This window comes from Pseudarthrobacter sp. H2 (assembly GCF_050157045.1).
Taxonomy (GTDB): domain Bacteria; phylum Actinomycetota; class Actinomycetes; order Actinomycetales; family Micrococcaceae; genus Arthrobacter.
Map to the genome: position 1 here is coordinate 4,431,189 of NZ_CP189594.1, position 24,970 is coordinate 4,456,158.

At 64.8% G+C, this 24,970-nt stretch carries 24 protein-coding genes and 2 pseudogenes; 20 read left to right on the plus strand and 6 right to left on the minus strand.

Annotated elements, in window-relative coordinates:
- Positions 1–110 precede the first annotated feature (110 nt).
- The 6 genes from ACQCSZ_RS20615 (at position 111) to ACQCSZ_RS20640 (ending at position 4,283) form a co-directional block, all read left to right on the plus strand.
- Positions 111–476 carry a cupin domain-containing protein gene (locus tag ACQCSZ_RS20615; protein ID WP_427005501.1) on the plus strand — a complete coding sequence of 122 codons (366 nt, stop codon included), beginning with the start codon at positions 111–113 and terminating at the stop codon, positions 474–476.
- Between the two features lie 116 nt (positions 477–592).
- A complete protein-coding gene (locus ACQCSZ_RS20620; RefSeq protein WP_427005502.1) occupies positions 593–973 on the plus strand; it encodes a cupin domain-containing protein in 381 nt (126 codons plus the stop codon).
- Between the two features lie 44 nt (positions 974–1,017).
- Positions 1,018–1,158 (plus strand): hypothetical protein, encoded by a 141-nt coding sequence (locus ACQCSZ_RS20625; protein WP_427005503.1) that lies wholly within the window; start codon positions 1,018–1,020, stop codon positions 1,156–1,158.
- A gap of 61 nt (positions 1,159–1,219) precedes the next feature.
- The gene (locus tag ACQCSZ_RS20630; RefSeq protein WP_427005504.1) at positions 1,220–1,435 is read left to right on the plus strand and encodes a hypothetical protein; all 216 of its coding nucleotides are present in this window, start codon (positions 1,220–1,222) and stop codon (positions 1,433–1,435) included.
- Positions 1,436–2,374: 939 nt separating this feature from the next.
- Positions 2,375–3,367: a Gfo/Idh/MocA family protein gene (locus tag ACQCSZ_RS20635; RefSeq protein ID WP_427005505.1), complete on the plus strand. Its 993-nt coding sequence runs from the start codon at positions 2,375–2,377 to the stop codon at positions 3,365–3,367.
- A gap of 193 nt (positions 3,368–3,560) precedes the next feature.
- The gene (locus ACQCSZ_RS20640) at positions 3,561–4,283 is read left to right on the plus strand and encodes an HAD-IA family hydrolase (RefSeq protein ID WP_427005506.1); all 723 of its coding nucleotides are present in this window, start codon (positions 3,561–3,563) and stop codon (positions 4,281–4,283) included.
- A gap of 139 nt (positions 4,284–4,422) precedes the next feature.
- On the opposite strand, the gene ACQCSZ_RS20645 is transcribed toward ACQCSZ_RS20640, so the two are convergent.
- The 3 genes and pseudogenes from ACQCSZ_RS20645 to ACQCSZ_RS20655 form a co-directional block, all read right to left on the minus strand.
- A complete protein-coding gene (locus ACQCSZ_RS20645; protein WP_427005507.1) occupies positions 4,423–4,854 on the minus strand; it encodes a hypothetical protein in 432 nt (143 codons plus the stop codon).
- 15 nt (positions 4,855–4,869) lie between these two features.
- A pseudogene (locus ACQCSZ_RS20650) lies at positions 4,870–5,028 on the minus strand (transposase); the annotation flags it as partial.
- 334 nt (positions 5,029–5,362) lie between these two features.
- Positions 5,363–6,277 (minus strand): LysR family transcriptional regulator, encoded by a 915-nt coding sequence (locus tag ACQCSZ_RS20655; protein WP_427005508.1) that lies wholly within the window; start codon positions 6,275–6,277, stop codon positions 5,363–5,365.
- Positions 6,278–6,405: 128 nt separating this feature from the next.
- On the opposite strand from ACQCSZ_RS20655, the gene ACQCSZ_RS20660 reads away from it, so the two are divergent.
- The 8 genes and pseudogenes from ACQCSZ_RS20660 (at position 6,406) to ACQCSZ_RS20695 (ending at position 14,132) form a co-directional block, all read left to right on the plus strand.
- The gene (locus tag ACQCSZ_RS20660) at positions 6,406–8,298 is read left to right on the plus strand and encodes an aldehyde dehydrogenase family protein (protein ID WP_427005509.1); all 1,893 of its coding nucleotides are present in this window, start codon (positions 6,406–6,408) and stop codon (positions 8,296–8,298) included.
- Between the two features lie 1,275 nt (positions 8,299–9,573).
- Entirely contained in the window at positions 9,574–10,566 is a 993-nt protein-coding gene (locus ACQCSZ_RS20665) for a membrane dipeptidase (protein WP_427004956.1), read from the plus strand.
- Entirely contained in the window at positions 10,559–11,299 is a 741-nt protein-coding gene (locus ACQCSZ_RS20670) for a hypothetical protein (RefSeq protein WP_427005510.1), read from the plus strand. Before ACQCSZ_RS20665 ends, ACQCSZ_RS20670 begins: the two co-directional genes overlap by 8 nt.
- A complete protein-coding gene (locus ACQCSZ_RS20675; protein ID WP_427005511.1) occupies positions 11,296–11,676 on the plus strand; it encodes a RidA family protein in 381 nt (126 codons plus the stop codon). The genes ACQCSZ_RS20670 and ACQCSZ_RS20675 overlap by 4 nt, the downstream gene beginning before the upstream one ends.
- A gap of 97 nt (positions 11,677–11,773) precedes the next feature.
- On the plus strand, positions 11,774–13,102 hold the full coding sequence (locus ACQCSZ_RS20680) for an MFS transporter (RefSeq protein ID WP_427005512.1): 1,329 nt from the start codon (positions 11,774–11,776) through the stop codon (positions 13,100–13,102).
- 127 nt (positions 13,103–13,229) lie between these two features.
- Positions 13,230–13,457, plus strand: coding sequence for a hypothetical protein (locus tag ACQCSZ_RS20685; protein ID WP_427005513.1), 228 nt, complete (start codon positions 13,230–13,232; stop codon positions 13,455–13,457).
- Positions 13,458–13,592: 135 nt separating this feature from the next.
- A pseudogene (locus ACQCSZ_RS20690) lies at positions 13,593–13,717 on the plus strand (aldehyde dehydrogenase family protein); the annotation flags it as partial.
- Between the two features lie 211 nt (positions 13,718–13,928).
- Entirely contained in the window at positions 13,929–14,132 is a 204-nt protein-coding gene (locus ACQCSZ_RS20695) for a cold-shock protein (RefSeq protein WP_427005514.1), read from the plus strand.
- Between the two features lie 147 nt (positions 14,133–14,279).
- Here the strand turns inward: ACQCSZ_RS20695 and ACQCSZ_RS20700 are convergent, their stop codons facing one another.
- Both ACQCSZ_RS20700 and ACQCSZ_RS20705 read right to left on the minus strand, forming a co-directional pair.
- Positions 14,280–15,674, minus strand: a complete 1,395-nt coding sequence (locus ACQCSZ_RS20700) for an IS1380 family transposase (RefSeq protein WP_427004787.1) — start codon at positions 15,672–15,674, stop codon at positions 14,280–14,282.
- Positions 15,675–16,326: 652 nt separating this feature from the next.
- On the minus strand, positions 16,327–16,620 hold the full coding sequence (locus tag ACQCSZ_RS20705) for a LapA family protein (protein ID WP_427005515.1): 294 nt from the start codon (positions 16,618–16,620) through the stop codon (positions 16,327–16,329).
- 279 nt (positions 16,621–16,899) lie between these two features.
- Between ACQCSZ_RS20705 and ACQCSZ_RS20710 the strand changes: the two genes are divergently transcribed.
- Together ACQCSZ_RS20710 and ACQCSZ_RS20715 are read left to right on the plus strand one after the other, a co-directional pair.
- Positions 16,900–17,025 (plus strand): hypothetical protein, encoded by a 126-nt coding sequence (locus tag ACQCSZ_RS20710; protein WP_427005516.1) that lies wholly within the window; start codon positions 16,900–16,902, stop codon positions 17,023–17,025.
- Between the two features lie 189 nt (positions 17,026–17,214).
- Positions 17,215–19,374 (plus strand): glycogen debranching N-terminal domain-containing protein, encoded by a 2,160-nt coding sequence (locus ACQCSZ_RS20715; RefSeq protein WP_427005517.1) that lies wholly within the window; start codon positions 17,215–17,217, stop codon positions 19,372–19,374.
- A 343-nt stretch (positions 19,375–19,717) separates the two neighbouring features.
- Here ACQCSZ_RS20715 and ACQCSZ_RS20720 read toward each other — a convergent pair whose 3' ends face one another.
- Complete coding sequence (locus ACQCSZ_RS20720; RefSeq protein WP_427005518.1) at positions 19,718–19,972, minus strand: hypothetical protein; 255 nt, start codon at positions 19,970–19,972, stop codon at positions 19,718–19,720.
- Positions 19,973–20,175: 203 nt separating this feature from the next.
- Here ACQCSZ_RS20720 and ACQCSZ_RS20725 point away from each other — a divergent pair, with 203 nt between their 5' ends.
- The 4 genes from ACQCSZ_RS20725 to ACQCSZ_RS20740 all read left to right on the plus strand — a co-directional run bounded on the left by ACQCSZ_RS20725 (position 20,176) and on the right by ACQCSZ_RS20740 (position 24,966).
- Positions 20,176–21,579, plus strand: coding sequence for an MFS transporter (locus ACQCSZ_RS20725; RefSeq protein ID WP_427005519.1), 1,404 nt, complete (start codon positions 20,176–20,178; stop codon positions 21,577–21,579).
- Positions 21,580–21,637: 58 nt separating this feature from the next.
- Positions 21,638–22,894 (plus strand): aminopeptidase P family protein, encoded by a 1,257-nt coding sequence (locus ACQCSZ_RS20730; protein ID WP_427005520.1) that lies wholly within the window; start codon positions 21,638–21,640, stop codon positions 22,892–22,894.
- 85 nt (positions 22,895–22,979) lie between these two features.
- Positions 22,980–23,807, plus strand: a complete 828-nt coding sequence (locus ACQCSZ_RS20735; RefSeq protein ID WP_427005521.1) for an IclR family transcriptional regulator — start codon at positions 22,980–22,982, stop codon at positions 23,805–23,807.
- 124 nt (positions 23,808–23,931) lie between these two features.
- On the plus strand, positions 23,932–24,966 hold the full coding sequence (locus tag ACQCSZ_RS20740; protein ID WP_427005522.1) for an ISKra4 family transposase: 1,035 nt from the start codon (positions 23,932–23,934) through the stop codon (positions 24,964–24,966).
- Positions 24,967–24,970 lie beyond the last annotated feature (4 nt).

Below are 24,970 nucleotides of genomic sequence, written 5' to 3' on the forward strand. Positions count from 1 at the left end.
GCAACGCCGAAACCCTTCAGCGCCGCATCTCTGGGCCCTCCGGCCCGCAATGCAACAACAAAACGCTGTCAGCAGTAGAAGTTTCCATAGCTCCTCGAAAGGCAAAACACATGACACAACAGACAGCCTCCATCTCAGCAGCCCTCATCCGCGACGCGGAGAACGTCACGGAGCTCGACGATTGGGGCACCTGCCCCGAAGCGACCGGACAGCAGATGAACACCCGCGGAATGTATCTGTGGAAGGACGACGGGAACGGTGCCGAGTCCGGCATCTGGGAATGCACCGCGGGACCCTCCCGCTGGGTACTGGAAACGAACGAATTTGTGCACGTTCTTTCAGGCTCGATGACCATCACGCCCGACGACGGCGAGCCCGAGCTCGTTGGCCCTGGGACCACCGTCTTCATCCCCCGCGGCTGGAGCGGTAACTGGGAAATTCACGAGACGCTGCGCAAGCTCTATGTGATCTTCTAATCACGAACAAAGGCTATCAACAGAGAACCATTCCAAAGATGGACGGTTCTGGCAAAGATGAACAGTTCTGACAAAGACAAGCCAGAGTTACACAACACCACTCACAGGAGAGAATCATGGAAGCCACAACACTGGGAACATTCACCAAGACCGGATCCATCCATAAAGTGGAAAACGGCTTTATCGGACTGCCGTCAATGAACGTCCCAGGAGTCGACGCCGCCATCGGCGACTCCCTCACCCACCCCAACGGTTCAGTCATGAGCTCCGGATTCTTCGAGCTCAAGGCCTCCGAGCCACTGGTCTACACGTACACCTGCGACGAAATGAAGGTTGTCGTGAAGGGTGAGTTCATCCTCACTGACCGTGCGACAGGAGAAGTGACCCATGCCAAGGAACGCGACGTACTCTTCTTCCCGAAGGGATCAGAAATTACCTTTGAAACGCCCGATTACGGTCTCGGCTTCTTCACCGCACACGGCTCCATGTCATCTTAAGGAGCCCTACGCGACCGGGGCATAGCCTGCGCCAGCAGGCGGCTATGAACCAGATCGCAGGTATCGCCACCTTGCCCCTGCAGCAACAGCTATCCATCACCTGCTGTTGCTGCAGGGGCAAAGGCCTCTGCGGCGCGCATCTGGCGCTGATCCTGACTACGACCACAGAAGAACAATTGACTTGAACAAGTGTTCATGTCAAAGTAATTACAACATAGTGACCCATATCACAAGGAAGTGTTGACCATGAGTAGTCAGACAACTGAGTCCCTGGAAGTCGTCGTCGACAGGCCTGAGGAACTTTACGAGTTGCTTAACGAGGCAGAGGCCCTGCTCCGGCAAGCAGCAATGGCCCATGGGTCTGCCGGCATTAGGGTCACCCGGCATGATCCTGCCCGGTACACATTCGAACTCAGCGACACGGTTCCGTTTGGCGAGACCTGGGAGCAGACAGGCTGGTGACCGTCGTCGCGGGCCTCGCTACCGGATTGGGCCGTGCGGCAACAATGCCTCCCTCCTAGCAGACACGCCCGGGCTCAGCCTGCGTCCCGCTCACCCTCCAGCCATCGTCATCGAACTCAAAACAGGCAAGTTCAGCTGAGTACGCTGGCTGACTCAACTTTCGCTCTCACGGGGATTGACGGTGGCACAGCCATGACCCATTTCATCGGCAACTCCTCCATTGAGAGGTTCCCCGCCTTCCGCTTGCGTCAGTGCACCAGATGCTGCTGCTAAACCAACAACGAGGAGAGAATTGTGACTTCAGGAATGAATCGAACAGGAGGTTCCGGCTGGGACAATGTCCAAGTTGGAGACAAGGTGCAGCTGGTCGGCAGCAGGCGCCCAAAGTATGTCGGACTAGTGGACGCCCGGACAGCGGACGGTGACATCATTTGGGTCCACGACCCTGTTGAAGGCCGCCGCCTGTTCCACATTCAGGATGGCTACGAACTACAGCTCGCCGCATCATGACTGAACTGTGTTCTGATGACTGTCACTACCGCTCAGGACCGGAAGCCGACCAGGTGCCATGCCGCTTAACGAAGTGCCTCTTTCCGGAACAGAAATCGCCTAAGGTCAGGCAGCGTCCGCGCCTCCCAGCTTGGGTTTTAAGGGATGATTTGACACTGAAATTCCCGTCTGTTGAGCAGGAACTCATACCGCCATGGCAAATGGTGCCCTCTGACCTCAGCATAGTCAGGCGATAGGTCGTTGCCTTGCAAGCGTGTGGTGTCACATACGGTATGACGGGTTTGGCCAGCCAGTCCGCTAATCCCAATCATGACGATTCGGATGCTAGTAAAAATTGCATCCACGGAATCCGGCCGGCCCGTTTGTCTGCGGAAGCTGGTTCCAACAGTACTGTTCTCAGTCAGGGTAGTTGTAGAAATGGAGAGTTCAATGAGCGAGAAATTGCGTTGGGGTGTCCTGGGCACCGCCCGCGTCGTCCGCAAGACAATTCCGGCGTTGCAGAAAACGATAAACGGTGAGGTCGTAGGTATCGCGTCCCGCACCGAGAAAAAGGCCCGGGAGTACGCCGACAAGCACGGCGTCCCACAGGCGTTTGGCTCTTATGAGGCGCTGCTCGCTTCGCCGGACATCGACGCTGTCTACATTGCGCTGCCGAACGCGCTGCACCTCGAATGGATTCTTAAAGCCCTGGACGCAGGCAAGCACGTCCTCTGTGAAAAACCCTTGGCGATGAGCGCCGCCGAGTGCGGGGAGATTACGCGCAAGGCCGACGAGACCGGGCTCAAAGTCCTAGAAGGCTTCATGTACCGTTTTCACCCGCGTTTCGAAAAGCTGCAAGAGCTGCTCGCGGCCCATGCGGTGGGCACATTGACCTTTGTCCACGTCGCACACTCCTTCGATGCGGGCGGAGACGACAACATCCGCTGGTATACCGGGCTCGGCGGCGGCGCACTTTTCGATGCTGGATGCTACTGCGTCAACATGAGCCGGATGGTCACGGGGCAAGAGCCGGTGCAGGTCGCCGCGTTTGGCAACTACCGCGACGCCAACGACGACGGTCGAATCGACACCAGCATTGCGGGCATGCTGCGCTTTCCCGGCAAAGCAACAGCGCTTTTTGATACGGGAGTCAACCTCGAGCGCCGCAACTTTCTGGAACTCACGGGCACCGAGGGCCGGCTCTACCTCGACAATCCTTTTGGGCTCTTGGAGGAGGATTCGGTCCTGGAGGAGCATCACTTCGGGCAGGACACGATTTATCACAAGGTCAAGGGCGAAAACCACTTCGTACGGATGGGCGAACACTTCGCCGACAGCGCCCTCAACGGAACGCCGCTCCGCTACGATCTCACCGACGCGGCACTCAACGCCCGGATCCTGGAAGCTCTCGACGAGGCCGCGCGGAAACAAGAGGAGGCGTGACCCAGAGCTCGCTAGCACTCACCCCCGCCGGGATCGGCTACATCGTCGGCCTCAGCGCAGACGCCATTACCCAAGTCTCCGATCCGCGCATAGGCCTGCTCATCCTCCCCGTGCTCGTGCCCCGAGCAGCAAGCGCACCACAGACTCGACTCCCGCGACCCACGCGGGAACCCCAGTTAGCAAAGGACCCACTATGGCGTCTCATGACCACTTCGCCCGGTTTAACCGGCCCATTAAGGAGCGCACGTCGGAACTGCGCAGCACGACGGTCGGGGCCCGCACCGTGACTGTCCTGCACTGCGCTGCCGTACTGTTCGACTGCGACGGGGTGCTCGTCGATTCGGACACCGCCGTTGTGCGTTCCTGGACCCGATGGGCGCACGAGATGAACCTGGACCCAGAAGAAGTCCTCCCTACCGTTTACGGACGGCGATCGGTCGATACCGTCGCACAATTCATCTCCCCGTCGAAGCGCCCAGCCGCCGTGGAGCTGATCGACACACTGGAAATCGAAGACGCAGCTGCCGCCACCGAGATCCCCGGCGCCGCCGAACTCCTGGCAGCAATACCCCCTGGCCGGTGGGCTACAGTGACCTCCGCATCACGCGACCTGGCCCACGCCCGACTGTCGGCCGCCGGGCTCACCGCCCCCGAGGTACTGGTAACGGCCGGCGACGTCAGACACGGCAAACCGCACCCCGAAGGCTACCTGGCCGCAGCACAACGTCTTGGCGTGTCGGCAGATCAGTGCGTCGTGGTGGAAGACGCTCCGGCCGGCATTCGCGCGGCGCGCGCCGCTCAGGTGGGACACGTCCTTGGCGTCGGCAGCCGTGACATCGGCGAACACCAGCCGGACGCCTTAGTCCCTGATCTGCGGTCCGTGCACTGGACCAGTGCCGGCCTCGAAATCCAGTAAACAAACAAATATTAGGCACACCCCAAGCTGACTGTCGTTTTCAGGAGTCGATTGCACACGCTCCCGCGGAATTCCGGGGCTGCAGACGAGTGTTGACAACGGAAATGTCAGAAGTGCCGTGCACGGAACCGCATTCTGCTCAATAGTCCTCTGCACCAACCATCTTTTTTTCAGAAGTCGCCTGCACCAACCAGCAGGACCTACTCCTTTGAAGCCACAGCAGTGCCTGCGGCCGGGACCCACCGGTAAAGCGTCGGCACGGAGACGCCGAGGCTGTTGGCCACTTCCCGGGGGGTGTTCCTTGGTTGAGGAGTTTGCGGGCGGAGCGGATCTTGGCTTCCGTCGTGATGCGTTTGCGGCCGCCTACTCGTCCTTGTTCGCGTGCGGCCTGCAGGCCGGCGACGGTGACGGTATCGAGGTGGCCGTTGAACATCAGGCTCTTGCCTTCGCCCGTGCCGGCTGCTACGGCAGAGATCCCCGGCGTACCGGTCGTCATCAGGTAAGCGGCCCAGAACCACAAATGCAGCGCTGTATGCGTCCTGTGCAGCACCGTGCCGGCCGTCAGCGACACCTCGTAATGGCATCCGGAGCACTGCCACAACCTCCGCGTGGCTATCGGCCAGACACCGAGTCCTTTGCACCGGGGGCACACGAAACCATCAGGCCAGGGGCACTCGAACAAGTAGTCCAGGCATGCCTGTTCATCTCCGAACGTGACTGGAACTCCAAAATCGTCAGCGGAAATCCTGCCCCGACATTCATCAAATCTACCTGAGCAAAGCGGACACCCACTACGCGGTTAACGCCCTAAAAAGGATCCGCAAATTCGAGGAACCACGCGGTAGCCGGGATCGTTTGATCGCATAGTCTCTCACCTTCACCACGTCACGCAATACGGCCGATTGGAGAGACAGGGCGGTCGAAAGTGGCATCCACTGAAACTTTCGACCGGGCAATCCCGCAGGGACTTGTTCCGAGATGGAGACGTGTGACCCTACCCCACAGATCGGAAGGGAAACGGCCCTCTGTCATAGGGGGCCAGGCCACTGACATTCCGCCGCTGGGAACATGGACGGCCGTTATCCAGCGTCCAGCGGCGCCAGCTCGGGGGCTCCCATTGTTTGCCGGCAGGCGTCCCTGACTTTGGCGATGAGGGGTGAATCGGTCATGTCGTTGCTGTAGATCAGGCTGACGCGGGAAATGGCGCTGGCGTCCTGGATGTCCAGGTAGGCAAGGCCGGGGATGGCGAAGGCGCGGAGGGATTCCGGGACGACTGCGATGCCCAGGTGGGCGGCCACCAGCCCGAGGATGGTGGGGAACTGGACGGCCTGCTGGGCGAGGTCGAAGTCGACGTCGGCGGCGTGAAGCAGTGCAGCGATGTGGTCGAAAAGCCGCGAGATCCGGTCCCGCGAGAAGGCAATGAACCTCTCCCCCTTCAGTTCTGCAAGCCCGACCGAGGTCCGGTGGGCCAGGGGGTGGTCTGCCGGGACGGCAACGACGAGGCGTTCATTTTGCAGGAGCGTAGTGCTGATCCCCGGCAGGGTCCGGACTTCCCGGGCGATTCCGGCATCGAGGGCTCCGGCGGTAATGAGGTCGATCTGGGCGTCGGTGGTTTCCTCGCGGAGTTCGAGGTCGATGCCGGGCCATTGCGACCGGAGTTCCCGCACGACGGGCGGAAGAGCCGAAATGGCTGCCGATGAGACGAAACCGAGACGCAGACGCCCGATTTCGCCGTCCCGGGCCTGCCGGAGTGCCGCGGTCATGGCCGCGTACTGGCTGAGGACTTTACGGGCGTGTTTCAGGAGCAGTTCCCCGTCGGCGGTGAGCTGCACGTTGCGGGAGTTGCGCACGAACAACTGGGTCTTGCATTCCTCTTCGAGTTTGCGGATCTGCTGGCTCAGCGGTGGCTGGGCCATGTGCAGCCGTTCGGCGGCACGGTTGAAGTGCAGTTCTTCGGCTACTGCGACGAAAAGTTCCAGGCGACGAAGGTTCATACGAACAAGACTAAACGCATATTGATTAGCGTCAAATAGATACTTCTTTGGACGACCTTCCGGGTCTACCGTTGATCGTGAGGACAGTCACAGATCAACAAACACTAAGAGGTTCGAGAATGCCCGTCATGACCAGGCCCGCCAGCAGCTTCATCAACGGTAGTTGGGTTGAAGGGACCGGGGACACGACGTCCCGGTTCAACCCGTCGGCACCGGAGGAAGCGGTCACCACCTATCACCAGGCCGGCTCCGAAGAGCTGGCGCAGGCGATCCAGGCGGCCACTGACGCCGCTCCGGCGTGGGACAGGCTGGGGATTCTGGCCCGGGGCCGGATCCTGTCGGCTGCGGCCGCGCTGATCCGGGAACGGGCCGACGAGATAGCCCGCGTCATGACGGCCGAACACGGCAAGACACTGACGGAGTCCAGGATGGAAGTCGACGCCTCCGCCGACACGTTCGACTACCACGCGGGCTCGGCCCGGAACCCGGTCGGCACCGAATACCCGTCCAGCCACCCCGATGAGCGGATCCTGACCGTGCGGCGCCCGCTGGGCATCGTCGGGGTGATCACACCGTGGAACTTCCCGCTGCAGATCCCGGCGTGGAAGATCGCACCGGCCCTGCTGCACGGCAACACCGTGGTCTGGAAGTCCGCCAGCCACACCCCCGGAGTGTCGGTCCTGCTGATGGACATCCTGGCCGCCGCCGGTGTGCCGGCCGGCGTCGCCAACCTGCTCCTTGGCCCGGGCCCGCTGGGCTCCGAACTCGTGTCCCATCCGTCGGTGGCGGGCGTGACCTTTACCGGATCTGTTCCGGTGGGCCACCACATCCGCGGGATTGTCTGTGGACGCGGCGCGAAACTGCAGATGGAGTTGGGCGGACACAACGCGACCCTGGTCCTGCCCGATGCCGACGTCGAACTGGCCGCGTCCAGCGCCGTCAACGCCGCGATGGGGTCCACCGGCCAGAAGTGCACGGCCACCCGGCGGATCATCCTCGTCGGCGACGGGCACGAGGCGTTCCTGGCCAGGGTCAAGGAGAAGGTCACCGCACTTGTCCTGGGCCCGGGCACTGACCCGTCGGTGCAGATCGGCCCCGTCGTGTCCGCCTCCGCCCGCGACGAGATCAATGCCGCGATCGAGACGGCCCTCACCGAAGGCGGGGAAATCCTCGCCCAGGCCCCTGCTCCCGCCACGGACGGGCACTACGTCCGGCCCACCGTGCTGACCGGGCCGGCGTCGATGACGATCTGCCGCGAAGAGGTCTTCGGCCCTGTGGTCACCATTCTCCGCGCAGCCACCCTCGATGAAGCCATTGCGTTGGCGAACAACACCGACTTCGGCCTCACGGCCGCGGTGTTCACCAGCGATGAGCGCGCCGCCCGGCAGTGCGTCACGTATCTGGACGCCGGTCTCGTGAAGGTCAATGCTCCCTCGACCGGTTCCGAAATCCATGCCCCCTTCGGCGGGATGAAGGATTCAACCTTCGCCGGTCCCCGGGAACAAAACAGTGCTGTCGCCGCGGCTTCTTCACCCACGAAAAAACCGCTTACCTCCGCCTGGCACCCGGGAAGGCATGATCATGACACTTCAGGACGAACGGACCGCACACGGGCTCCGTGCCCCGGAGGACGTGCTCTCCGGCGCCGACATGAACGGCGCCTGGGCCACCCGGCACAGCTTTGCCCGCACGATGCTCCGGCGCGCCGCAGCCCGGCAGTGGTCCGTGGCCAGGACCCGCCTGGAGCTCGACGCCGATGCCCGGGGCACCGCCGTCTACACCGTGGACGCCGAAGGCCGGCAGCTGACCTTCATCGCTTTCTGCCGCACCCTTCAGGAAAGCGAACGCACCGACCGGGTCATCGCCGACGCCTGGGACGTTACCGCGGCACTCATCGAAGGAGACCTCACACCGGAGCGCGAAGCCGAACTGCGGCTCAATGTCCCCGTCCAGGAACGCGGCCGTGTCGACCCGGACACCATCATCCTGACCCGGGCGAACCGCAGCGCACGCTTCTTTGACTACGTCAGCGACTGCCTGGCCGCCGGGTCCCAGCCCGACGTCGACGCCATCGGCCCCAGCCCGTATCTGATCCGCAGCACCGCGTTCTACGGCAACGGAAAATTCGGGCTCAAGGAATTCACGGACATCCCCGCCGGCCACCCGCTTGCCGTCCCCTACCGGTCCCAGATGCTCACCGCCTGGCTGCTGCGTGAACTGAGCATGGACATGGTGGAACACGTCGCCCGCGCCAAAGCCACGGCGGCCGGCACCACCGCGGTCCCCCTGGACCCGGAGTGGGGCAAATACCTGGGACTGGGCAACGCCACCGGGCTGGGCATGGTCCCGTTCGTGATCAACCACCCGGACTACCTGGACGCCTGGTGCCGGCTGCGGGAAACTCCCCTCGCCGCCGGCCTCGGCCGGGACTACGCCCCCGGGCATCCCGACCTTGCCCGCGTCGCGGAACTCCTTCTCAAGGCTGACCGCCACCTTGAAGAAAAACACGCCCTCCACACCGCCCCGTTCCTGCCCACCGACGCGATCCGGCCCCAGCTGCAGCAACTCCTGAGCGAGCTGCAGACCCACACGGCCTCCGCGACGGAACCCGCGCCGGTCCTGGCACGCCTCCACGAGAAGGCCGCAAGCCTCAGCCCGGAGGCCCGGGGGATCTTTGCCTCCATCGTCATTGAACTGCGTACCGACTTCGACGAGGACGCCGAGTCCCTGCTCAGAGTTGACGGCGCCGCGCCGTTCGAGCCGGCCATGCCCTGCTGGGAACTGAGGCAGCTGCTGGAGACCAACTACGCCTGGGCCCGCGGCTACGACTTCACCGATCCGGAGCGGACGGGCTATTACTGGTTCTCCTCCGCAGCCAACGAAGAACCCCGCCGTGCACTGCGCGCCACCCGGCCCGAAGGTGCCGCCGAGCACTGCACAGACATCGCCCGCCGCATCAACGCCCTCGCCGCGGACCTCGAGCGGTTCCCGGCCCACCGCAGCATCGCAGACTTCCTCCTGGCACACCCCGGCCACCGCTTCGCCGCGGCCCGGGTCCAGCAGACCCGGCCTTACCTCTACGGGGAGCTGCAGGACAACCTCATCGACACCGAGTTCCTGCCCCTGAGTACCCAGCGCTTCCAGCTGGCCAGTTACGGGATGAACAACTTCAGTCCACAGTCCACGGACTGGCTGCGCGTGACGTTGTTCAGCGGGGCCCCCCGCGCGGTGGATATCAACCACGGGACGGACGAGGACGACTGGCTCTTCCCGACGGCGCCGAAGGGGCCGGAACAATGAGCCTGCACGAGCAGCTGACCGTCGTGGACGGGCTGCAGATCAGCAACTGGAGCCGCCCCGTCCTGGAGGAACTGCGTACCGGCGGCGTCAGCGCGGTCAACGCGACCTGCGCTGTCTGGGAAAACGCCGCGGACACCCTCCGGTCCGTCGGTCAGTGGCTGGACCTCGTCAACCACAACCCGGACCTGGTGTTCCTCGCCGCCACCGGGGCAGACATCGACGCCGCGAAGCAGCAAAACAGGATCGCCGTGTTCCTGGGGTTCCAGAACGGCAGCCCGTTTGAAGACGACTACCGTTACGTTGAGCTCTTCCACCGGCTCGGCGTCCGGATCGCCCAGCTGACCTACAACAACCAGAATCTGATCGGCAGCGGCTGCTTCGAAGCCGACGATGCCGGCCTGACCCGCTACGGGCGGGTGATAGTGGAAGAGATGAACCGGGTCGGCATGCTCATCGACCTCTCCCACGTCGGATACCGGACCAGCCGCGACGCCATCGAAGCGTCCTCGGTGCCGGTCTCCGTCACCCACTCCAACCCGCTCTGGTTCTTTGACACCCCGCGGAACAAACCCCACGACGTCATCCAGCCCCTCGTGGACCGCGGCGGCGTCATCGGCTGCTGCCTCTACCCCACCGTCAGCGGCGGTGAACACGTCACCATCGAAAGCTTCTGCACCATGGTGGCGCGCATGGTGGACCAGTATGGTCCCGGCAGCGTCGGTATCGGCAGCGACTGCACCCGCGGCTGGGACCAGGAATTCGTCGGCTGGCTCCGCAACGGCCGCTGGCAACCCACCGACCCACAGAACACTCCCACCTGGCCCCTGTGGCCGGACTGGTTCACCGGCCCCCAGGACTTCCCCCGGCTCACCGACGGCCTCGCAGCCGCAGGCCTCACGGACCACACCATCGCCGCCGTAATGGGCGGCAACTGGGCCCGGCTGTTCACCCACGTCATGGACACCACAAAGGAACACGCGCATGTCTGACACCACCACCGGAGACGCCCCCGATCGCCAGCTGACGGACCGCACCATCGACGTCCAGCCCCGCGAAATCAAAGAAGCGGCCTTCCGTGCCCTCTGCGCCGCCGGCGCCGACCCCCTCGAAGCCCAGGAAGGAGCCCTCGCAGTCCTCCGCGCCGAAGCCGAAGAACACGCCGGCCTCCGCCTCCTCGAACAACTCCTGGACGCGGACTGGACGACACCCCTCCGGCCGGCAGCCGCCAGGGACGCGTCCTGGGCGGGAGGCACCCTGCGCGAGCTTGACTCCGCCGGACAGCCGCCCCTGCGGACCGCCCTCCAACTCCTCGACCTCGCAAGCGACACCCAAGACGGCGAGATATCCGTGACCCGCACACCGGCCCCCCGCATCCCGGGACTTCTCTGGAACGACCTGCTGCTCAGGCATACCGCTTCCCTGCACCGCCGGATCGTCATCGCCACGGCCCATGCCGGGACGGCACCGGATGACGGAGACGCCACAGACTACCTCACCGTCCAGGACGGGGTGCTTTCGGCCACGCAGACCCTGGCGTCGGAAGCAGTCACGGCCCTCCTGCCCCAAACCAACGCGGACAGCACCGTCGTCATGGTCCTGCCCGAACCGGTCAACACAGATCCGGAAACAACCAACATCGCGCCCAAAGCGCTGAAAGTGCGGGAGAAACAATGGCAGAGCATGTACCGGCTGTCCCGGAAGTACCTAGTGCCGGACGCATGAGCGCGATCACCCGGACCCAGTTCACCGACGGTAAACCGCGGCCCTACTCTGCCTCCGCAGCAACCGGCGGCATCATCTACCTGTGCGGGCAGATACCGGCCCGGGACGACGGCACCGTCCCGGCCGACATCGCCGGCCAGGTGACCCAGGCGTTCGACAACCTCGAAGCCGCTCTCACAGAAGCAGGGTCCAGCCTGTCCCGCCTGCTCAAGCTCACGGTCTTCCTGGCCGACCTTGACGAGTTTGATGACTACAACGCCGCCTACCTCACCAGGCTCAGCGGCCACCCCCTGCCTCCCAGGACCACCGTAGAGGTGGCCCGGTTCAGAGGCGAAAAACGCATCGAGATCGATGCGGTCGCAGCCGTAACAGCCTGACCGGACCACGGCCACGGATCTGTTGGGTTACCAACGTCGCTTTCCCTCTTCCCAGATCGGAACCACCATGCTTTCCCACGCAGCACCTGCGTCTCAAATGACCATCGATTCAGCGCCGCTGAACTCCTTCCACAAACGCCTCACCCTCTTCAGCTCAGGGGGCCCGTTCCTGGACGGATACATCCTGGCCATCATCGGCATCGCCCTGGTCCAGGTCATCCCGGCCTGGCAGATGAATGACTGGTGGAACGGTCTCATCGGCGCCTCCGCCCTGATCGGTGTCTTCCTCGGCGGGCTCGTTTTCGGCAACATCACCGACAAAATCGGGCGCAAGCTCATGTACACGATCGACCTCATGGCCATCATCGTGTTCTCCATCGCCCAGTTCTTCGTCCAGGACCCCTGGCAGCTGTTCGTCCTGCGGCTGCTCATCGGCATCGCCGTCGGCGCCGACTACCCCATCGCGACCTCCCTGGTCGCCGAATTCGTGCCCAAAAACTGGCGCGCCCGGCTCCTGGGCGGCCTGAACGCCATGTGGTTCGTCGGCGCCACCGTCGCCGCCTTCGTCGGCTACTGGCTCCTCTCCTTCGAGGACGGATGGCGCTGGATGCTGCTCTCCTCCGCCGTGCCCGCCGTCCTGATCCTCATCGCCCGGGCCACCATCCCCGAGTCCCCCCACTGGCTCGTCGGCAAAGGCCGGCACCAGGAAGCCCTGGAGATCCTGAAAAAAACCATCGGCGAGGGCGCAACCCTGGACGGCATCACCGCCCACGACCCCAACGCGGCCAAACTCAGCACCGCCAAAGCCTTCAAACTGGTCCTGACCGGCGGCTACCTGCACCGGGTCATCTTCATCTCCATCTTCTGGACCTGCACCATCGTGACCCTGTTCTCCATCTACGCCTTCGGACCCCAGATCCTGGCCCTGTTCAACCTCCAGTCCGGCGACGAAGCCAACATCGGCTACGGCCTGATCAACCTGTTCTTCCTCGTCGGCAACATCGCCGCCCTCCTCGTCGTGGACAAGCTCGGCCGCCGGCCCGTCCTGATCTGGGGCTTCATCCTCTCCGGCGTCGGCCTGCTCTTCCTGGCGCTCTTCCCCACCGCACCCCTGGGCCTGATCGCCCTGGCCTTCGCCTTCTACGCCATCTTCAACGGCGGCCCCTCGATCCTGGAATGGATCTACCCCAACGAACTGTTCCCCACCAAAGTCCGCGCAACCGCCGTCGGACTCTGCACCGGCACCAGCCGCATCGGCGCCGCAATCGGCACCTTCGCCACCCCGCTGGCCCTGACCCACCTCGGGCTCTCCGGCACCATGTGGATCGCCGCCGGCATCGCACTGCTCGGCGCAGCCGTCAGTTTCTTCATGGCCCCCGAAACCAAGGGCCAGAACCTCGAACAAGCAGCCGCCCTCCACCCCTGACACCACCACCCACCAACCGCAGCGGAGCGGGAGCGGCTGTCCTTCCGAGGCCATGCCGCTCCCGCCACCGCGCCAGGCAACCCCACCGCCCCGCGACCGCTTCCGCGACCGGAAGAAAGCAGGAACCATGCGCCCGACAACCCTGACCCTGGACGTCAGCGGCGAAGACCCCGACACGATCCAAACCAACCTGACCGCCGCCGTCGACACGGCCATCACGCAGGCCATGGCAGTGGGCCGTCACGGCGTTTTGGTCACCCAGAACGCCTACAACGACTTCACCGTCACCCTTCACCCCGACGTGCCGTTCGGCCAAACACGCGAGGAACGACGGCTCGGCAACTCCCTCGGATAGGCAACCCCACCGGGAAACCAATCCAACCGGGAGAGCCGATCCGCCCCTCGGAAGCCACGGCGATAGCCCCGACTCCTGCCCATCCACCGGCTGCACCATCCCCGCCTCCCGGGAATGAGTTCCGCGTCGGAAGCGCGCGAACTGAACCGGGGCATCCGGATGGGCGAACGACTGGAGACCGGCATGCTGGGCCTGAACGCCGGCGTGGTATCCAACGCGGCCGCCCGTTCGGCGGAGTCAAGCAGTCCGGCCTGGGCCGACCCTTTCGTTCCTTGTCGGGACCCCCGATCAGGCTTCGGCCACGCGTCGAGCCGGGGCAGCCCGTGTACGCGCGGTCCCGGGGCTTTCCCGGCCGGGATGCTTGCACCTGCCGATCCGGCACCGTACGTTTGGGACAGCGGAGAAGGGTCTCCGCAGCCCCACGGCCACTGAAGGCCGGGGGAAACAGAGAGTATGGCGGGGAAAATAGACATGGCAACTGGAACAGTGAAATGGTTCAACTCCGAAAAGGGCTTCGGATTCATCGCCAATGATGACGGCTCTGCCGATGTATTTGCCCATTATTCGGCGATTGCCAGCAGCGGCTACCGTTCACTGGAGGAGAACCAGAAAGTCCAGTTCGATCTCGCCCAAGGTCCAAAGGGACCCCAGGCGGAGAACATTCGTCCGCTCTAAGCCTTGATCCACCGATCCGCCTGGGTGGATGGTCTGTATCCGGTTTCGGCTCGTTGTGCGGCCTGAGGGTATGCCGGGGTGCCGGGTCTCGCTGCCCTGGGTGTTCCACGGGTTTCCTGGTTGCGCCGTGCGGCTGGGTGGACGGGTTCAGGCGGCTTGCGGCGGCGGGTAGAGCTGGTCGAACAGGTCCTGCCATGATGTTTGCCAGGGCCAGGCTTCGGGGAGGTGAAGACGGATGCGTCGGGCGCTGGTGGCGATGCGGGCCGGGACGTGGATGAGTTTGCGGCGGATCGTGCCGGTACGGGCCTTGCCGAAGGGCCCGGAGGCGAGGATCCCGGCGGCGCGGGTGAGGTTGTAGGCCATGACCGCGGCAACGAGCCATGCCGAGTTCGCGGCAAAAACGCTGGAGGGCAGGTGCGCCAGCGCACTGTCCTTCAGGTCTGCATTGACCTGCTCGATAATGGCGTGTTTCCGGTGGGTCTTGTCCGCCGCGACGGTGTCCAGGACCCCGGCGTCCACGGTGGTGAAGAACCCGTGGTGCCGGTGAGTTTGGAACAGGGTTTCCTGCCCCTCGTCGGCTTTGCGGTTCAGTTCCGGGATGCGGCGCACGACCAGGCGGCCGGTGATCTGCTCGTCCTTTTTGCGGGAGCTGAACGCGGTGAACACGGTCTCGGCGACCTCGGCCTTCGAGACCCAGGTGTTGGTGGTCTCGTCGAAGACCGCGTCGGTGTATTCGATTGTTTCCCACGCCGTCTCCGGGATCCCGGCGATGGCGCGTTTGACGGCCGGGTCCATGCGCGCGGTCACCGAGACCTCCGCCCCGCCGGCCAGCGCTGCGGACACCGCGGCATGGCCGTAGAAGGCCGAATCGAAACGGCAGAGCACCCGCCCGCCGGTGTGGACGCGCTTGAGCGTGGACAGGGCGTCGGTGATCAGGCGTTTGGCTCCGCGGGCCGAGTTCGCCGCGCCCTTGCGCAGCCGCTGGGCGGCGACCACGGGGGCGGTGTCCTTGGTGGAGACCGTGGCCAGCAGGGCGTTCAGCCCGCGGACTCCCGAGTATCCGTAGCCGGAGCCCTGCTTGGCGTAGCCGTGGACCTCGATGATCGTGTCATCGACATCGACGAACACGAAGTCCTCCACCCCGGGACGCCCGAGCAGCGGGGCCCGGGTCCCCAGGTTGGCCAGGAAACGGGACGCGACAGCGTCCAGTTGCCGCACGTGACCGAACGTGAAGGACCGAAGAAACGAACCCAGCGTCGAGGGCGCGTAGCAGGCCTTGAAAAGCCGCTTCATTCCGCCGTGGCGCAGCAGGGCCATGTCATCGATGCTGTCCGCGCCGGCGACCATCCCGGCGACCAGGGACGCGACCTTCAGCCCGGCGTTCGCACCCTTGTCCGTCGGGACCGACAGCCATTCATCGGCCAACTCATGCAGCCCGGCGTCCCGGGCCAACGTCATGACCGGCAACAGCCCTGCCGCCGACACGAGATTCGGCTCGTCAAAGGAAACTGACACCGCGGACGGTTTATGGGAAACTTCCACTTACGAGATGCCTCTCTTTTCGGTGGTCAAAGGGTTCTAGACAAGCTCCATTTTCCTTGAAAAGACGGGCATTCTCGGTTTAAACCGCCGTCGGCGCCCCGACCAACATCGGTGGATCAAGGCTAAAGCAAGGCGGGCGGACGCGGGCGACCATACCGCGCCGCAACGCTGAGGACCCACGTCCACCGCTTCGCAGACTGATAGGCAGGCAGCGCATGTTGCCTGCATCACAGTCCACGTTTAGTCGAATGGGGGTGGCGGCATACAGTTTTTGTGAGGGCTTGTTCCTTTGCTCACAGCCAAGTGGGCCTCCGCCGATGACAGCCAGGCGGGCCGGGATCGGCGGGGGATCCCCCGGACGGTTTCGGACGTCACCGCGCAGGCGGCCGCACGTTCGGGAATCCCGCACCCGGACAAATATCCCCCGCCCCGCCGGGCCGGGAGGCCCGTGTCTGCGTGGTGGACGTGCAGGAGCCGGCCGGACTGGCACGGGGCTGGGGCTCCTCGCACGCCTTGCATGCAGGATTGGCGGTGCCGATATCCCCGACCACCCTTGGCAGGTCGGGGAGGAAGACTTTGTGGGCTTCATCAGCCGGTTTGCCCGTGGCGGCCACCTCCGGATCCGGGCCGGGACCTTGGAGCGCCGCCGCGACTAGCGCGGTGGGCCCCCGGGCCCGGGCGTGGGTTCGTGCCGGGTGGCTGTCGCGGGGGCCGGCGGCTGGCCGGGCGGGTGGCGGCGTTGGCTTCTCAGCTGAAGGATCCGCGCTGCCCCGGCGATCGCGACCAGGACCCCGCCAGCCACGGCTGCGATGAACAGCGCCATGCCCAGGGAAAGCTCGCCGGCGGCCCCAAGATAGTGCACGGTGACGCGATCCTGGTTCTGCAGGATGAAGATGATGAGCAACACCAGGACGACCAGCCCGGCGGTGACGGCAACCCAGATCATCCCGGCCCGCGTCACCTCCGGGGCCCCGGCCCTGTCCGGGGACGGTTTCCGGGGAGGGCGTTCCGGCTTCGAGGGCGTAGGTTCGTTTTCCCGACGCGGGGCCGGGGGCGGCCCCGTTGATGGACTCGGCGCTGGATCAGCAGCCACGTTCTTTCATCCCCTAAAAGCGGAGCAGTCCCTCCGTGCCGGACGGATATGTCACAGGTTACTCCTCCCGGAAGCCTGCGTCCTCTGCCCGGTATGGCCCAGCGGTACGCCGGGTGCGGGAAGGCGGCTGTCATGAACTCGATGCCCCGCGTCAACCAGCGCAACGGCTTCGATTGCCCGGGGTGCGCCAGGCCGGAATCCATCACCGGCAAGAAAAGTGCGGCGGAGCCGCGGGGCAACCCTGCAACGGTGTCCTGACAACTCTGAACGGAGGTTTAGTTTTGAGGCAACGTATCCAGACCCGCGGAGGTTTTTTTATGAGTCATCACGGGCTCTGGCGTCGGAGAGTAAGCAAGAGTAGCGTCGGTTGCAGAATTTGGCGGCGACGGGCACAAGCATGACCAAGGGGCGCAGACATGCTGGTGTTGGTTTCTTGAAGGAGCCGGGATGGCTGGATGGAATGCTGACACGGCAGCCGGTCCGCTGGGGGCCGGGGCGGTCACTCTGGTCGAGGGATCGTCTTTTTGCATCTCCCTGGCGAACGGGGACATCCATCCGGAATATCCGCACGGTGTTTTCGTGCTTGATACCCGGGTCCTCTCCGGCTGGAGCCTGACCATTAACGGCCAGCCGCTGGAGCCGCTGGCGGCGGAGACGAAGGAGCCGTACCGGGGACTGTTTGCCGGCCGCGTGCCCCGCCTGGACGGGTATGCGGACAGCCCGCTGATCGTGGAGCGCCTGCGCGAAGTGGGGGCCGGCATCCAGGAGCAGGTCACCGTCCGCAATTACTCCCTGGAGCCGGCCGAATGCGTGGTCTCCCTGAAGGTTGAGGCGGATTTCGCCGATCTTTTCGAGGTGAAGGAGGCACGGATCCAGCGGCGCTGGGACGAGACCCGCCACGTAGACGGCGACGCAGTGACCATCCGGGCGCTCTGGCAGGAGGTCCGGAAGGGCGTCACCGTCCATGCCCCCGGAGCAGACGTCACACCCGAAGCCCTGACATACCGGGTGTCCGTCCCGCCGCACGGCCACTGGAGCACGGTTCTCACCGTGGTGCCCGGCACCGAGGAAGCCGGTACCGCGGCGTCGTTCGTCCATTCCGGCGGGGACGGATTGTCCCCCCGGGACCGGCGCCACGGGGAGTGGGTGGCCAAGATTCCGGTGCTCCAGATGGGAAACCGCTCCATCGAACGGACGTTACGCCGCAGTTACGAGGATCTGGGCGCCCTCCGCATCGAGGATCCGGACCATCCGGACCGCGTGGTGGTGGCCGCCGGGGCACCGTGGTTCATGACCCTGTTCGGCCGCGACTCGCTGTGGGCCTCGGAAATGGCGCTGCCGGTGGACCCCTCCCTGGCCCTGGGCACGCTGCAGACCCTGGCGGACCGCCAGGGCACCGTAGTGGACCCGATGAGCGAGGAGGAACCGGGCAAGATCCTGCACGAGGTCAGGCTCGATGTCTCCACCGGCCTGGCCCTGGGCGGCAAGTCCGCCTACTACGGCAGCGTCGACGCCACCCCGCTGTTCGTGGACGTGCTCGGGGCCGTCAGCCGCTGGGGATTCGCCAAAGACACCATCGCCGCGCTGCTGCCGCACGCTGACCGCGCGCTGGACTGGATCCGGGACTACGGGGACAAGGACGGCGACGGGTTCGTCGAGTACGAGCGCCTCAACGACCGGGGGCTGCTCAACCAGGGCTGGAAGGACTCCTGGGACGGCATCAACTTTGCCGACGGCCACCTGGCCGAACCGCCGATCGCGCTCTGTGAGGTGCAGGCCTACGTCTATGCCGCGTACCTGGCGCGCGCCTGGATGGCGTACGACGCCGGCGACGCGGCGTTGGCGGACGGGCTCACCGACCGGGCGGCGCAGTTGAAGAAACAGTTCAACGAACAGTTCTGGATGCCCGGGCGCGGGTACTACGCCATCGCCCTGGACGGCCACAAGCGGCAGGTCGATGCGTGCGCGTCCAATATGGGCCACTGCCTCTGGCTCGGCCTCATGGATGAGGACAAGGCCCCGCAGGTGGCGGAACGGCTGATGTCCCCGGAAATGTTCAGCGGCTGGGGCGTGCGGACCCTGGCATCCGACATGGGCGCGTACAACCCCGCCAGCTACCACAACGGATCGGTCTGGCCGCACGACAATGCGATCATCGCCGCCGGCCTGCTGCGCTACGGCTTCGTGGCGGAGGCGCAGCGGATCGCCACCGCCCTGCTGGAAGCGGCCGAGTATTCCGGAGGCCGGCTGCCCGAATTGTTCTGCGGCTTCGGCCGGGACCAGTTCGCCGCACCTGTCCCCTATCCGACGGCCTGCTCGCCGCAGGCCTGGGCGGCGACCACACCGATCCTCCTGGTGACGAGCCTGATGCGGTACGACGCCCATGTTTCCCGCGGCGGCCTCTGGATGGATCCCGTCCTCCCGGAATCCTACGGCGACCTGCACATAACCAACGCACCTATGGCCGGCGGCCGGATCACCATCGACATCACCAGTTCCGTCCCGACCGTCCAGGGGCTGCCCGAAGGAATGGTGTTCCACCGCGGGCACCGGCCCTGGATTACCGAACTCGTGGAGCAGGCCGCCCGCCGCCCAAAGGCTCAATAAGGGGCACAGCCAGCCAGACCGCGCCCGCGCTCACGGGCTTCAGGGGCAAGGACGCCTGAGTGTCTCACAGCCGGATTCCGCCCTCGTGAATCGGCGCTGGGCTGCGGTACAAGGCAGCAAGAGAGCCTGACCCCTATTATTTGAGACCCACGACGGTCCTGCCTCAATTGTCACTTGTCAGCGCTCCTCGGTTGCAAGGCGCATCCCCGTCTCTTCCGCCCAGATATCGCATCGGTCCAGCGGGTGCCGGGAAGATGTTTGACCGCTTGGGAATGGGAAGCCGCAGCGTAACCGAAGACGTGAGAAAAATGGCGCCTGGACCGCCCTCTTCTCATTCCGGCCGCTAGCCCTGGAGCCTCACGTCAGGGAACCCGCCTCCCGGTGCCCGTTTCGGTTCCAGATGGGCGGGATCCCGGTGACTCCACTTGTCGCAGTCGTAGAACGGGCCCCGGGGGGTCAGTGCGAGGAGCGACGGCAGGTCCGGTCGGCCGCCGCGGCGCTCGGCCCGTTCCTCCATGGCCTGCGCGATCGCCACGGTGAGGGCCGTCGTCGGTAGGCGAAGCCGAACCTGCGCCTTCCTTGGAAGAACGCAGATCATTTCCTTCAGAATAATGCAACAGGGTTGCGTTCAATGCAACTAGGAGATGCGCAAGTGTGGCGCTCAGCACCTTGTTATCGCCACCTCATGTAAACATATTTCTTATGGGCCAACCCGTAAACCCTTGACTGTGTTTCAGCTCACGCCTAATCTGGTGCAACAGCGTTGCGTTCAATGCAACCCATATTTATACTGGTGGACACATGAGTAACGAACCAAAGCCAGCGGGAGCGGCAACCATTCCGGACAAAAAATCGGGGGGAGTTCCGGACTCCGCTGCCGCACAAACCACAGCACCACCCGGCGCCGATGCCGTCGCCGGAAACCCGGCGGTCAGCAAGGACACCCGCCGTAGAGTCATCGCTGCCAGCTTCATCGGCAACTTCGTCGAATGGTTCGACTACGCCGTTTACGGCTATCTGGCCGCAACAATCGCTGTGGTCTTCTTCCCCGAATCCAGCCCCCAGACCGGTCTTCTGCTGACTTTCGCCCTGTTCGCAATATCGTTCCTGGTGCGCCCGCTCGGCGGTTTCGTCTGGGGCCATATCGGCGACAAGGTCGGCCGGCGGACCGCACTTTCCCTGTCAATCCTGATCATGTCCGGGGCGACCTTCTGCATCGCACTGATCCCCGGATACAACACGATCGGCATCTGGGCTCCGATCCTGCTTCTGGTTGTCAGGGTCGCGCAGGGCTTTTCCGCCTCCGGTGAATACGCCGGAGCGTCGGCCTTCCTGGTGGAGTACGCCCCGGCCAACAAGCGCGGCCTGTACGCCGCCGTCGTTCCCGCCAGCACCGCCGCGGGACTGCTCCTCGGCTCCCTGATCGCGGGCCTGCTGACAGTCCTGCTCAGTTCCGAGGCAATGCAAAGCTGGGGTTGGCGCCTGCCATTCCTGCTGGCCGCCCCGATGGGACTGATCGGACGCTACATCCGGACCAAGCTCGAAGACACCCCGGTGTTCCGCGAACTGGCAGCCGAGGACGAGACCATCAAGGCTCCCGTGTCCAGCCTGTTCCGGAACCACTGGCGGCAGCTGCTGCAGGCCGTCGGAGCCGTGCTGCTCAACGCCGTCGGCTTTTACGTGATTCTCAGCTACATGCCGACCTACCTGTCCTCGGAGCTGGGCCTCGGCGCAACCGAATCCTTCCTGGCAACCACCATCGCCCTGCTGACGTACATCGGGTTCATCTTCCTGACCGGAATGCTCTCGGACCGCTACGGCCGCAAGAAGGTGCTCATCAGCGCATCCATCACCTTCATCGTGCTGACAGTGCCCGCCTTCGCGCTGCTGGGCACCGGGAACTTCCTGGTGATCGTCCTCGTCCAGATCCTGCTGGGCGCCATGCTCACCCTCAATGACGGTACGCTGCCGAGCTTCCTTGCCGAAATGTTCCCGACCCGGGTCCGCTACAGCGGCTTCGCGGTCAGCTTCAACCTCTCCAACGCGCTCTTCGGCGGCACGGCTCCGTTCATGGCCACCCTGCTGATAGCGGCCACTGCCAACAATCTGGCTCCGGCCTGGTACCTGGTCGGCGCCGCTGTCATCTCCCTGATCGCCGTCGCCCTCTCCCGCGAAACCTGCAAAGAACCGCTCCGCCACGAATAGTCGGACGGGCTCCAAACTTTCCTCGAATGAAACCGCACCAAAGAAAGGCATCACCACAATGACCACCACAGCATCCGAGAACGCCACGTCCATCGCAGAACTGGAGCGCCTGAAGGTCCTGCACAATGGGCAGAAGGAAAAGCTGACTTTCTCCACCGCGGAATTTGAGCGCCGGCTCGCCGGCCTCCGCCGGATCATGGCAGAGAAGAGCCTGGACGCCGTCGTCCTGACCAGCTACCACTCCATCAAGTACTACTCCGACTTCCTCTTCACCTACTTCGGCCGTTCCTACGCCATGGTGGTCACCAAGGACGACACCGTGACCGTCACCGCGAACATCGACGCCGGTATGCCGTGGCGGCGCAGCTACGGCGACAACGTGGTCTACACGGACTGGCGCCGGGACAACTACATCTTCGCCATCCAGGAGGCGCTGCGCACGCGCGGCATTTCCGTCCGCCGGCTCGGCGTCGAGGACGACTCGCTGCCGCTGGACAACCGGAACAAGATCCAGGCCGCCTTCGGATCGGCCACCCTGGTGGACGTGGCCCAGGCCGCCATGCGCCAGCGGATGATCAAGTCGGCCGAAGAGATCGAGGTCATCAAGCACGGGGCCCGCATCGGCGACCTGGGCGGGGAGGCCATCCGCAACGCCATCACCGCCGGGATCACCGAGTATGAGGTCGCCCTGATCGGCACCGAAGCCATGGTCCACGAAATCGCGCGGACTTTCCCGGATTCCGAAATCCGGGACACCTGGGTCTGGTTCCAGTCCGGCATCAACACCGACGGCGCGCATAACTGGGCCACTACCCGCAAGATCCAGGAACACGACATCCTGTCCCTGAACTGCTTCCCGATGACCTCCGGCTACTACACCGCCCTGGAACGGACCCTGTTCTACGGCGAACCGGATGCCCGCTCCCTTCAGCTGTGGAACATCAACGTGGAAGTCCACAAGCGGGGCCTCGAGCTCATCAAGCCCGGCGCTGTCTGCAAGGACATCGCCGCCGAACTGAACGAGATCTATGTGGGCCACGGACTGCTGGCCAACCGGACGTTCGGCTACGGACACTCCTTCGGCGTCCTGAGCCACTACTACGGCCGGGAAGCCGGACTGGAGCTCCGCGAGGACATCGACACCGTGCTGGAGCCGGGCATGGTGGTCTCCATGGAACCCATGATCACCGTCCTGGACGGTGCGCCCGGCGCCGGCGGCTACCGTGAGCACGACATCCTGGTGGTCGGCGAGGACGGAGCCGAGAACATCACCAAGTTCCCCTTCGGCCCCGAACACAACATCGTGGGCGCCTGACCGCAAACCCTAGCCCGCAAGGAAGCGGCGCCACGTCCGACGTGGCGCCGCTTTTCGGCTCCCGTACGGAATGATGGTGTATATCATGACTCCAGCAGATTCTCCTGACACCAACGGAAACGGCGACACCAAGGGCACCTCCGTCATCGTCAACGCCATCGCCGTCCTGCGGACCTTCACGGCGGACGAACCACTGCTCGGCGTCACGGAGATCGCGAACAGGGTCGGCCTGCACAAAAGCACCGTTTCCCGGATCCTGTCCACCTTCGAACAGGAACACCTGGTGGAACGGGACCCGGAAACGCGCCGTTTCCGCCTGGGCCTGGGGCTGATCGCCATCGCCGGGCCGCTGCTGGCCGAACTGGAAGAACGGCGCGTGGCGTATCCGGTCCTGCGTGAACTTGCCGAACAGACGGGCGAGACGAGCGCCCTCATGGTGTGGAACGGCACCGAATCGATGTGCGTGGAACAGATCGCCAGCCATCACCAGATCAAACACACCACCCCGCTCGGCGCGCGGTACAACGACGCCATGAGCGCCTCCGTGCAGGTCTTCCTCTCCGCCCAAACCGCCGAACGCGTCAGCGCGATGCTACGCAGCGGAGCGATCACCTATCCGGGACTGGACGACGCAGGCATCGAGGCCTACCAGATCAGGCTCAAGGACGTATCGCGCCGGGGCTGGGCCATCAACTACGGCGAATCCTCCATCGACGAAGTGGGCGTGGCAGCACCGGTCTATGACCACCGGGGCGATGTCGTGGCCGCCGTCCTGGTCCCGGCCCCCCGGTTCCGCGTCTCACGGGAACGGCTGCAAAGCCTGGGCGAAGCGTGCGCCGCCGCGGCACACCGGGTCACCACCCGCCTGGGCGGACGTGCGCCCGGGGACGCGGAACAACGCAAGCAAAGCTAGCCTGCCGCGCGGTTCGGCGCCCGTGGCCCCTACCAAAGAAACGCTGTTCGGAGCCTCCAACTTTCGGCCCTCTGGTTCCTCAGGCACTAACGGGCTACGGCCGAAGTGGGAGCTGGCCCTGGAAATGATCGACGAGGCCGCCGGCTGGGGCACCGTCCGCCGCTGGCCGTCTTTGACGCCAGCTACGGCGACTGCGCCCCGTAACACCGGCGCCGCGGTGCCCTTCGCACAGGCCGCGGCCCTGATCAAGGACCTGCCCGGGATCACCCTGAGCACCAAACGAGTCGAACGTGCCGCCGAGGCCGCCGGGGCCCAAGCCACCGCCGCCCTGCACTCCGACACCGAGGCGGTGCTAACCGGCCAGGTGGTGCCCTTGCCGCCGGTGCCGGAACCGGAACCGGAAATTCTGTACATCGCCGTTGACGGGACCGGGGTGCCGATGACGACGGCTGAAACGGCAGGACGGGCCGGCAAAGGCCCGGACGGACGGGCCCGCACCCGCGAGGCGAAACCCGCCTGCCTGTTCACCCAGACCGGCCTCGATGCCGATGGCCGGCCGGTCCGGGACGCGGACTCAACGAGCCACCTGGCCACCCTGGAACCGGTGGAGAAATTCTCCGACCTCGTCGCCGCCGAGGCACGCCGCCGCGGTTCCAACCACATCCGCCAACTCGTCGCCCTCGGCGGCGGGGCGCACTGGATCTGGAACCTGGCCACCGCCCGCTTCCCCGAAGCCACCCAAATCGTGGACCTCTTCCACGCCCGTGAACACCTGCATGAACTCGCCGATCTGCTCGCGTTCATCATCACCGAGGACCCCAACGACTGGTACCAGGCACGCCGCGCCGAACTGGACAACGGCGACATCGAAGCCATCATCAACGCCGCAAAGATCTATCCGCTCGTCGGCCCCAGGGCCACCGAACGGCGCAAAGCACTGGCCTGCTTCCGAACCAACGCCCACCGCATGCGCTACGCCCGCTTTCGCCGCCGGGGCATGTTCGTCGGATCCGGCACCGTCGAAGCCGGCTGCACGGCCGTCGTCGGCCAACGCCTCAAACTCTCCGGCATGCGCTGGTCCGGCACCGGAGCCACCAGCATCATCACCCTCCGCTGCCAGCACGCCAGCACCCACCACAACCAGACCACAGCCGCCTAACCGC

Bases quoted from the DNA above. Each gene is read 5' to 3' on its own strand.
- ACQCSZ_RS20675 (WP_427005511.1), top strand. From the start codon at position 11,296: ATGAGCGCGATCACCCGGACCCAGTTCACCGACGGTAAACCGCGGCCC.
- ACQCSZ_RS20735 (WP_427005521.1), top strand. From the start codon at position 22,980: ATGACTCCAGCAGATTCTCCTGACACCAACGGAAACGGCGACACCAAG.
- ACQCSZ_RS20660 (WP_427005509.1), top strand. From the start codon at position 6,406: ATGACCAGGCCCGCCAGCAGCTTCATCAACGGTAGTTGGGTTGAAGGG.
- ACQCSZ_RS20640 (WP_427005506.1), top strand. From the start codon at position 3,561: ATGGCGTCTCATGACCACTTCGCCCGGTTTAACCGGCCCATTAAGGAG.
- ACQCSZ_RS20665 (WP_427004956.1), top strand. From the start codon at position 9,574: ATGAGCCTGCACGAGCAGCTGACCGTCGTGGACGGGCTGCAGATCAGC.
- ACQCSZ_RS20710 (WP_427005516.1), top strand. From the start codon at position 16,900: ATGAACTCGATGCCCCGCGTCAACCAGCGCAACGGCTTCGATTGCCCG.
- ACQCSZ_RS20730 (WP_427005520.1), top strand. From the start codon at position 21,638: ATGACCACCACAGCATCCGAGAACGCCACGTCCATCGCAGAACTGGAG.
- ACQCSZ_RS20615 (WP_427005501.1), top strand. From the start codon at position 111: ATGACACAACAGACAGCCTCCATCTCAGCAGCCCTCATCCGCGACGCG.
- ACQCSZ_RS20740 (WP_427005522.1), top strand. From the start codon at position 23,932: ATGATCGACGAGGCCGCCGGCTGGGGCACCGTCCGCCGCTGGCCGTCT.
- ACQCSZ_RS20630 (WP_427005504.1), top strand. From the start codon at position 1,220: ATGAGTAGTCAGACAACTGAGTCCCTGGAAGTCGTCGTCGACAGGCCT.
- ACQCSZ_RS20625 (WP_427005503.1), top strand. From the start codon at position 1,018: ATGAACCAGATCGCAGGTATCGCCACCTTGCCCCTGCAGCAACAGCTA.
- ACQCSZ_RS20720 (WP_427005518.1), bottom strand. From the start codon at position 19,972: ATGATCTGCGTTCTTCCAAGGAAGGCGCAGGTTCGGCTTCGCCTACCG.
- ACQCSZ_RS20725 (WP_427005519.1), top strand. From the start codon at position 20,176: ATGAGTAACGAACCAAAGCCAGCGGGAGCGGCAACCATTCCGGACAAA.
- ACQCSZ_RS20635 (WP_427005505.1), top strand. From the start codon at position 2,375: ATGAGCGAGAAATTGCGTTGGGGTGTCCTGGGCACCGCCCGCGTCGTC.
- ACQCSZ_RS20655 (WP_427005508.1), bottom strand. From the start codon at position 6,277: ATGAACCTTCGTCGCCTGGAACTTTTCGTCGCAGTAGCCGAAGAACTG.
- ACQCSZ_RS20670 (WP_427005510.1), top strand. From the start codon at position 10,559: ATGTCTGACACCACCACCGGAGACGCCCCCGATCGCCAGCTGACGGAC.
- ACQCSZ_RS20695 (WP_427005514.1), top strand. From the start codon at position 13,929: ATGGCAACTGGAACAGTGAAATGGTTCAACTCCGAAAAGGGCTTCGGA.
- ACQCSZ_RS20685 (WP_427005513.1), top strand. From the start codon at position 13,230: ATGCGCCCGACAACCCTGACCCTGGACGTCAGCGGCGAAGACCCCGAC.
- ACQCSZ_RS20715 (WP_427005517.1), top strand. From the start codon at position 17,215: ATGGCTGGATGGAATGCTGACACGGCAGCCGGTCCGCTGGGGGCCGGG.
- ACQCSZ_RS20620 (WP_427005502.1), top strand. From the start codon at position 593: ATGGAAGCCACAACACTGGGAACATTCACCAAGACCGGATCCATCCAT.
- ACQCSZ_RS20705 (WP_427005515.1), bottom strand. From the start codon at position 16,620: ATGATCTGGGTTGCCGTCACCGCCGGGCTGGTCGTCCTGGTGTTGCTC.
- ACQCSZ_RS20680 (WP_427005512.1), top strand. From the start codon at position 11,774: ATGACCATCGATTCAGCGCCGCTGAACTCCTTCCACAAACGCCTCACC.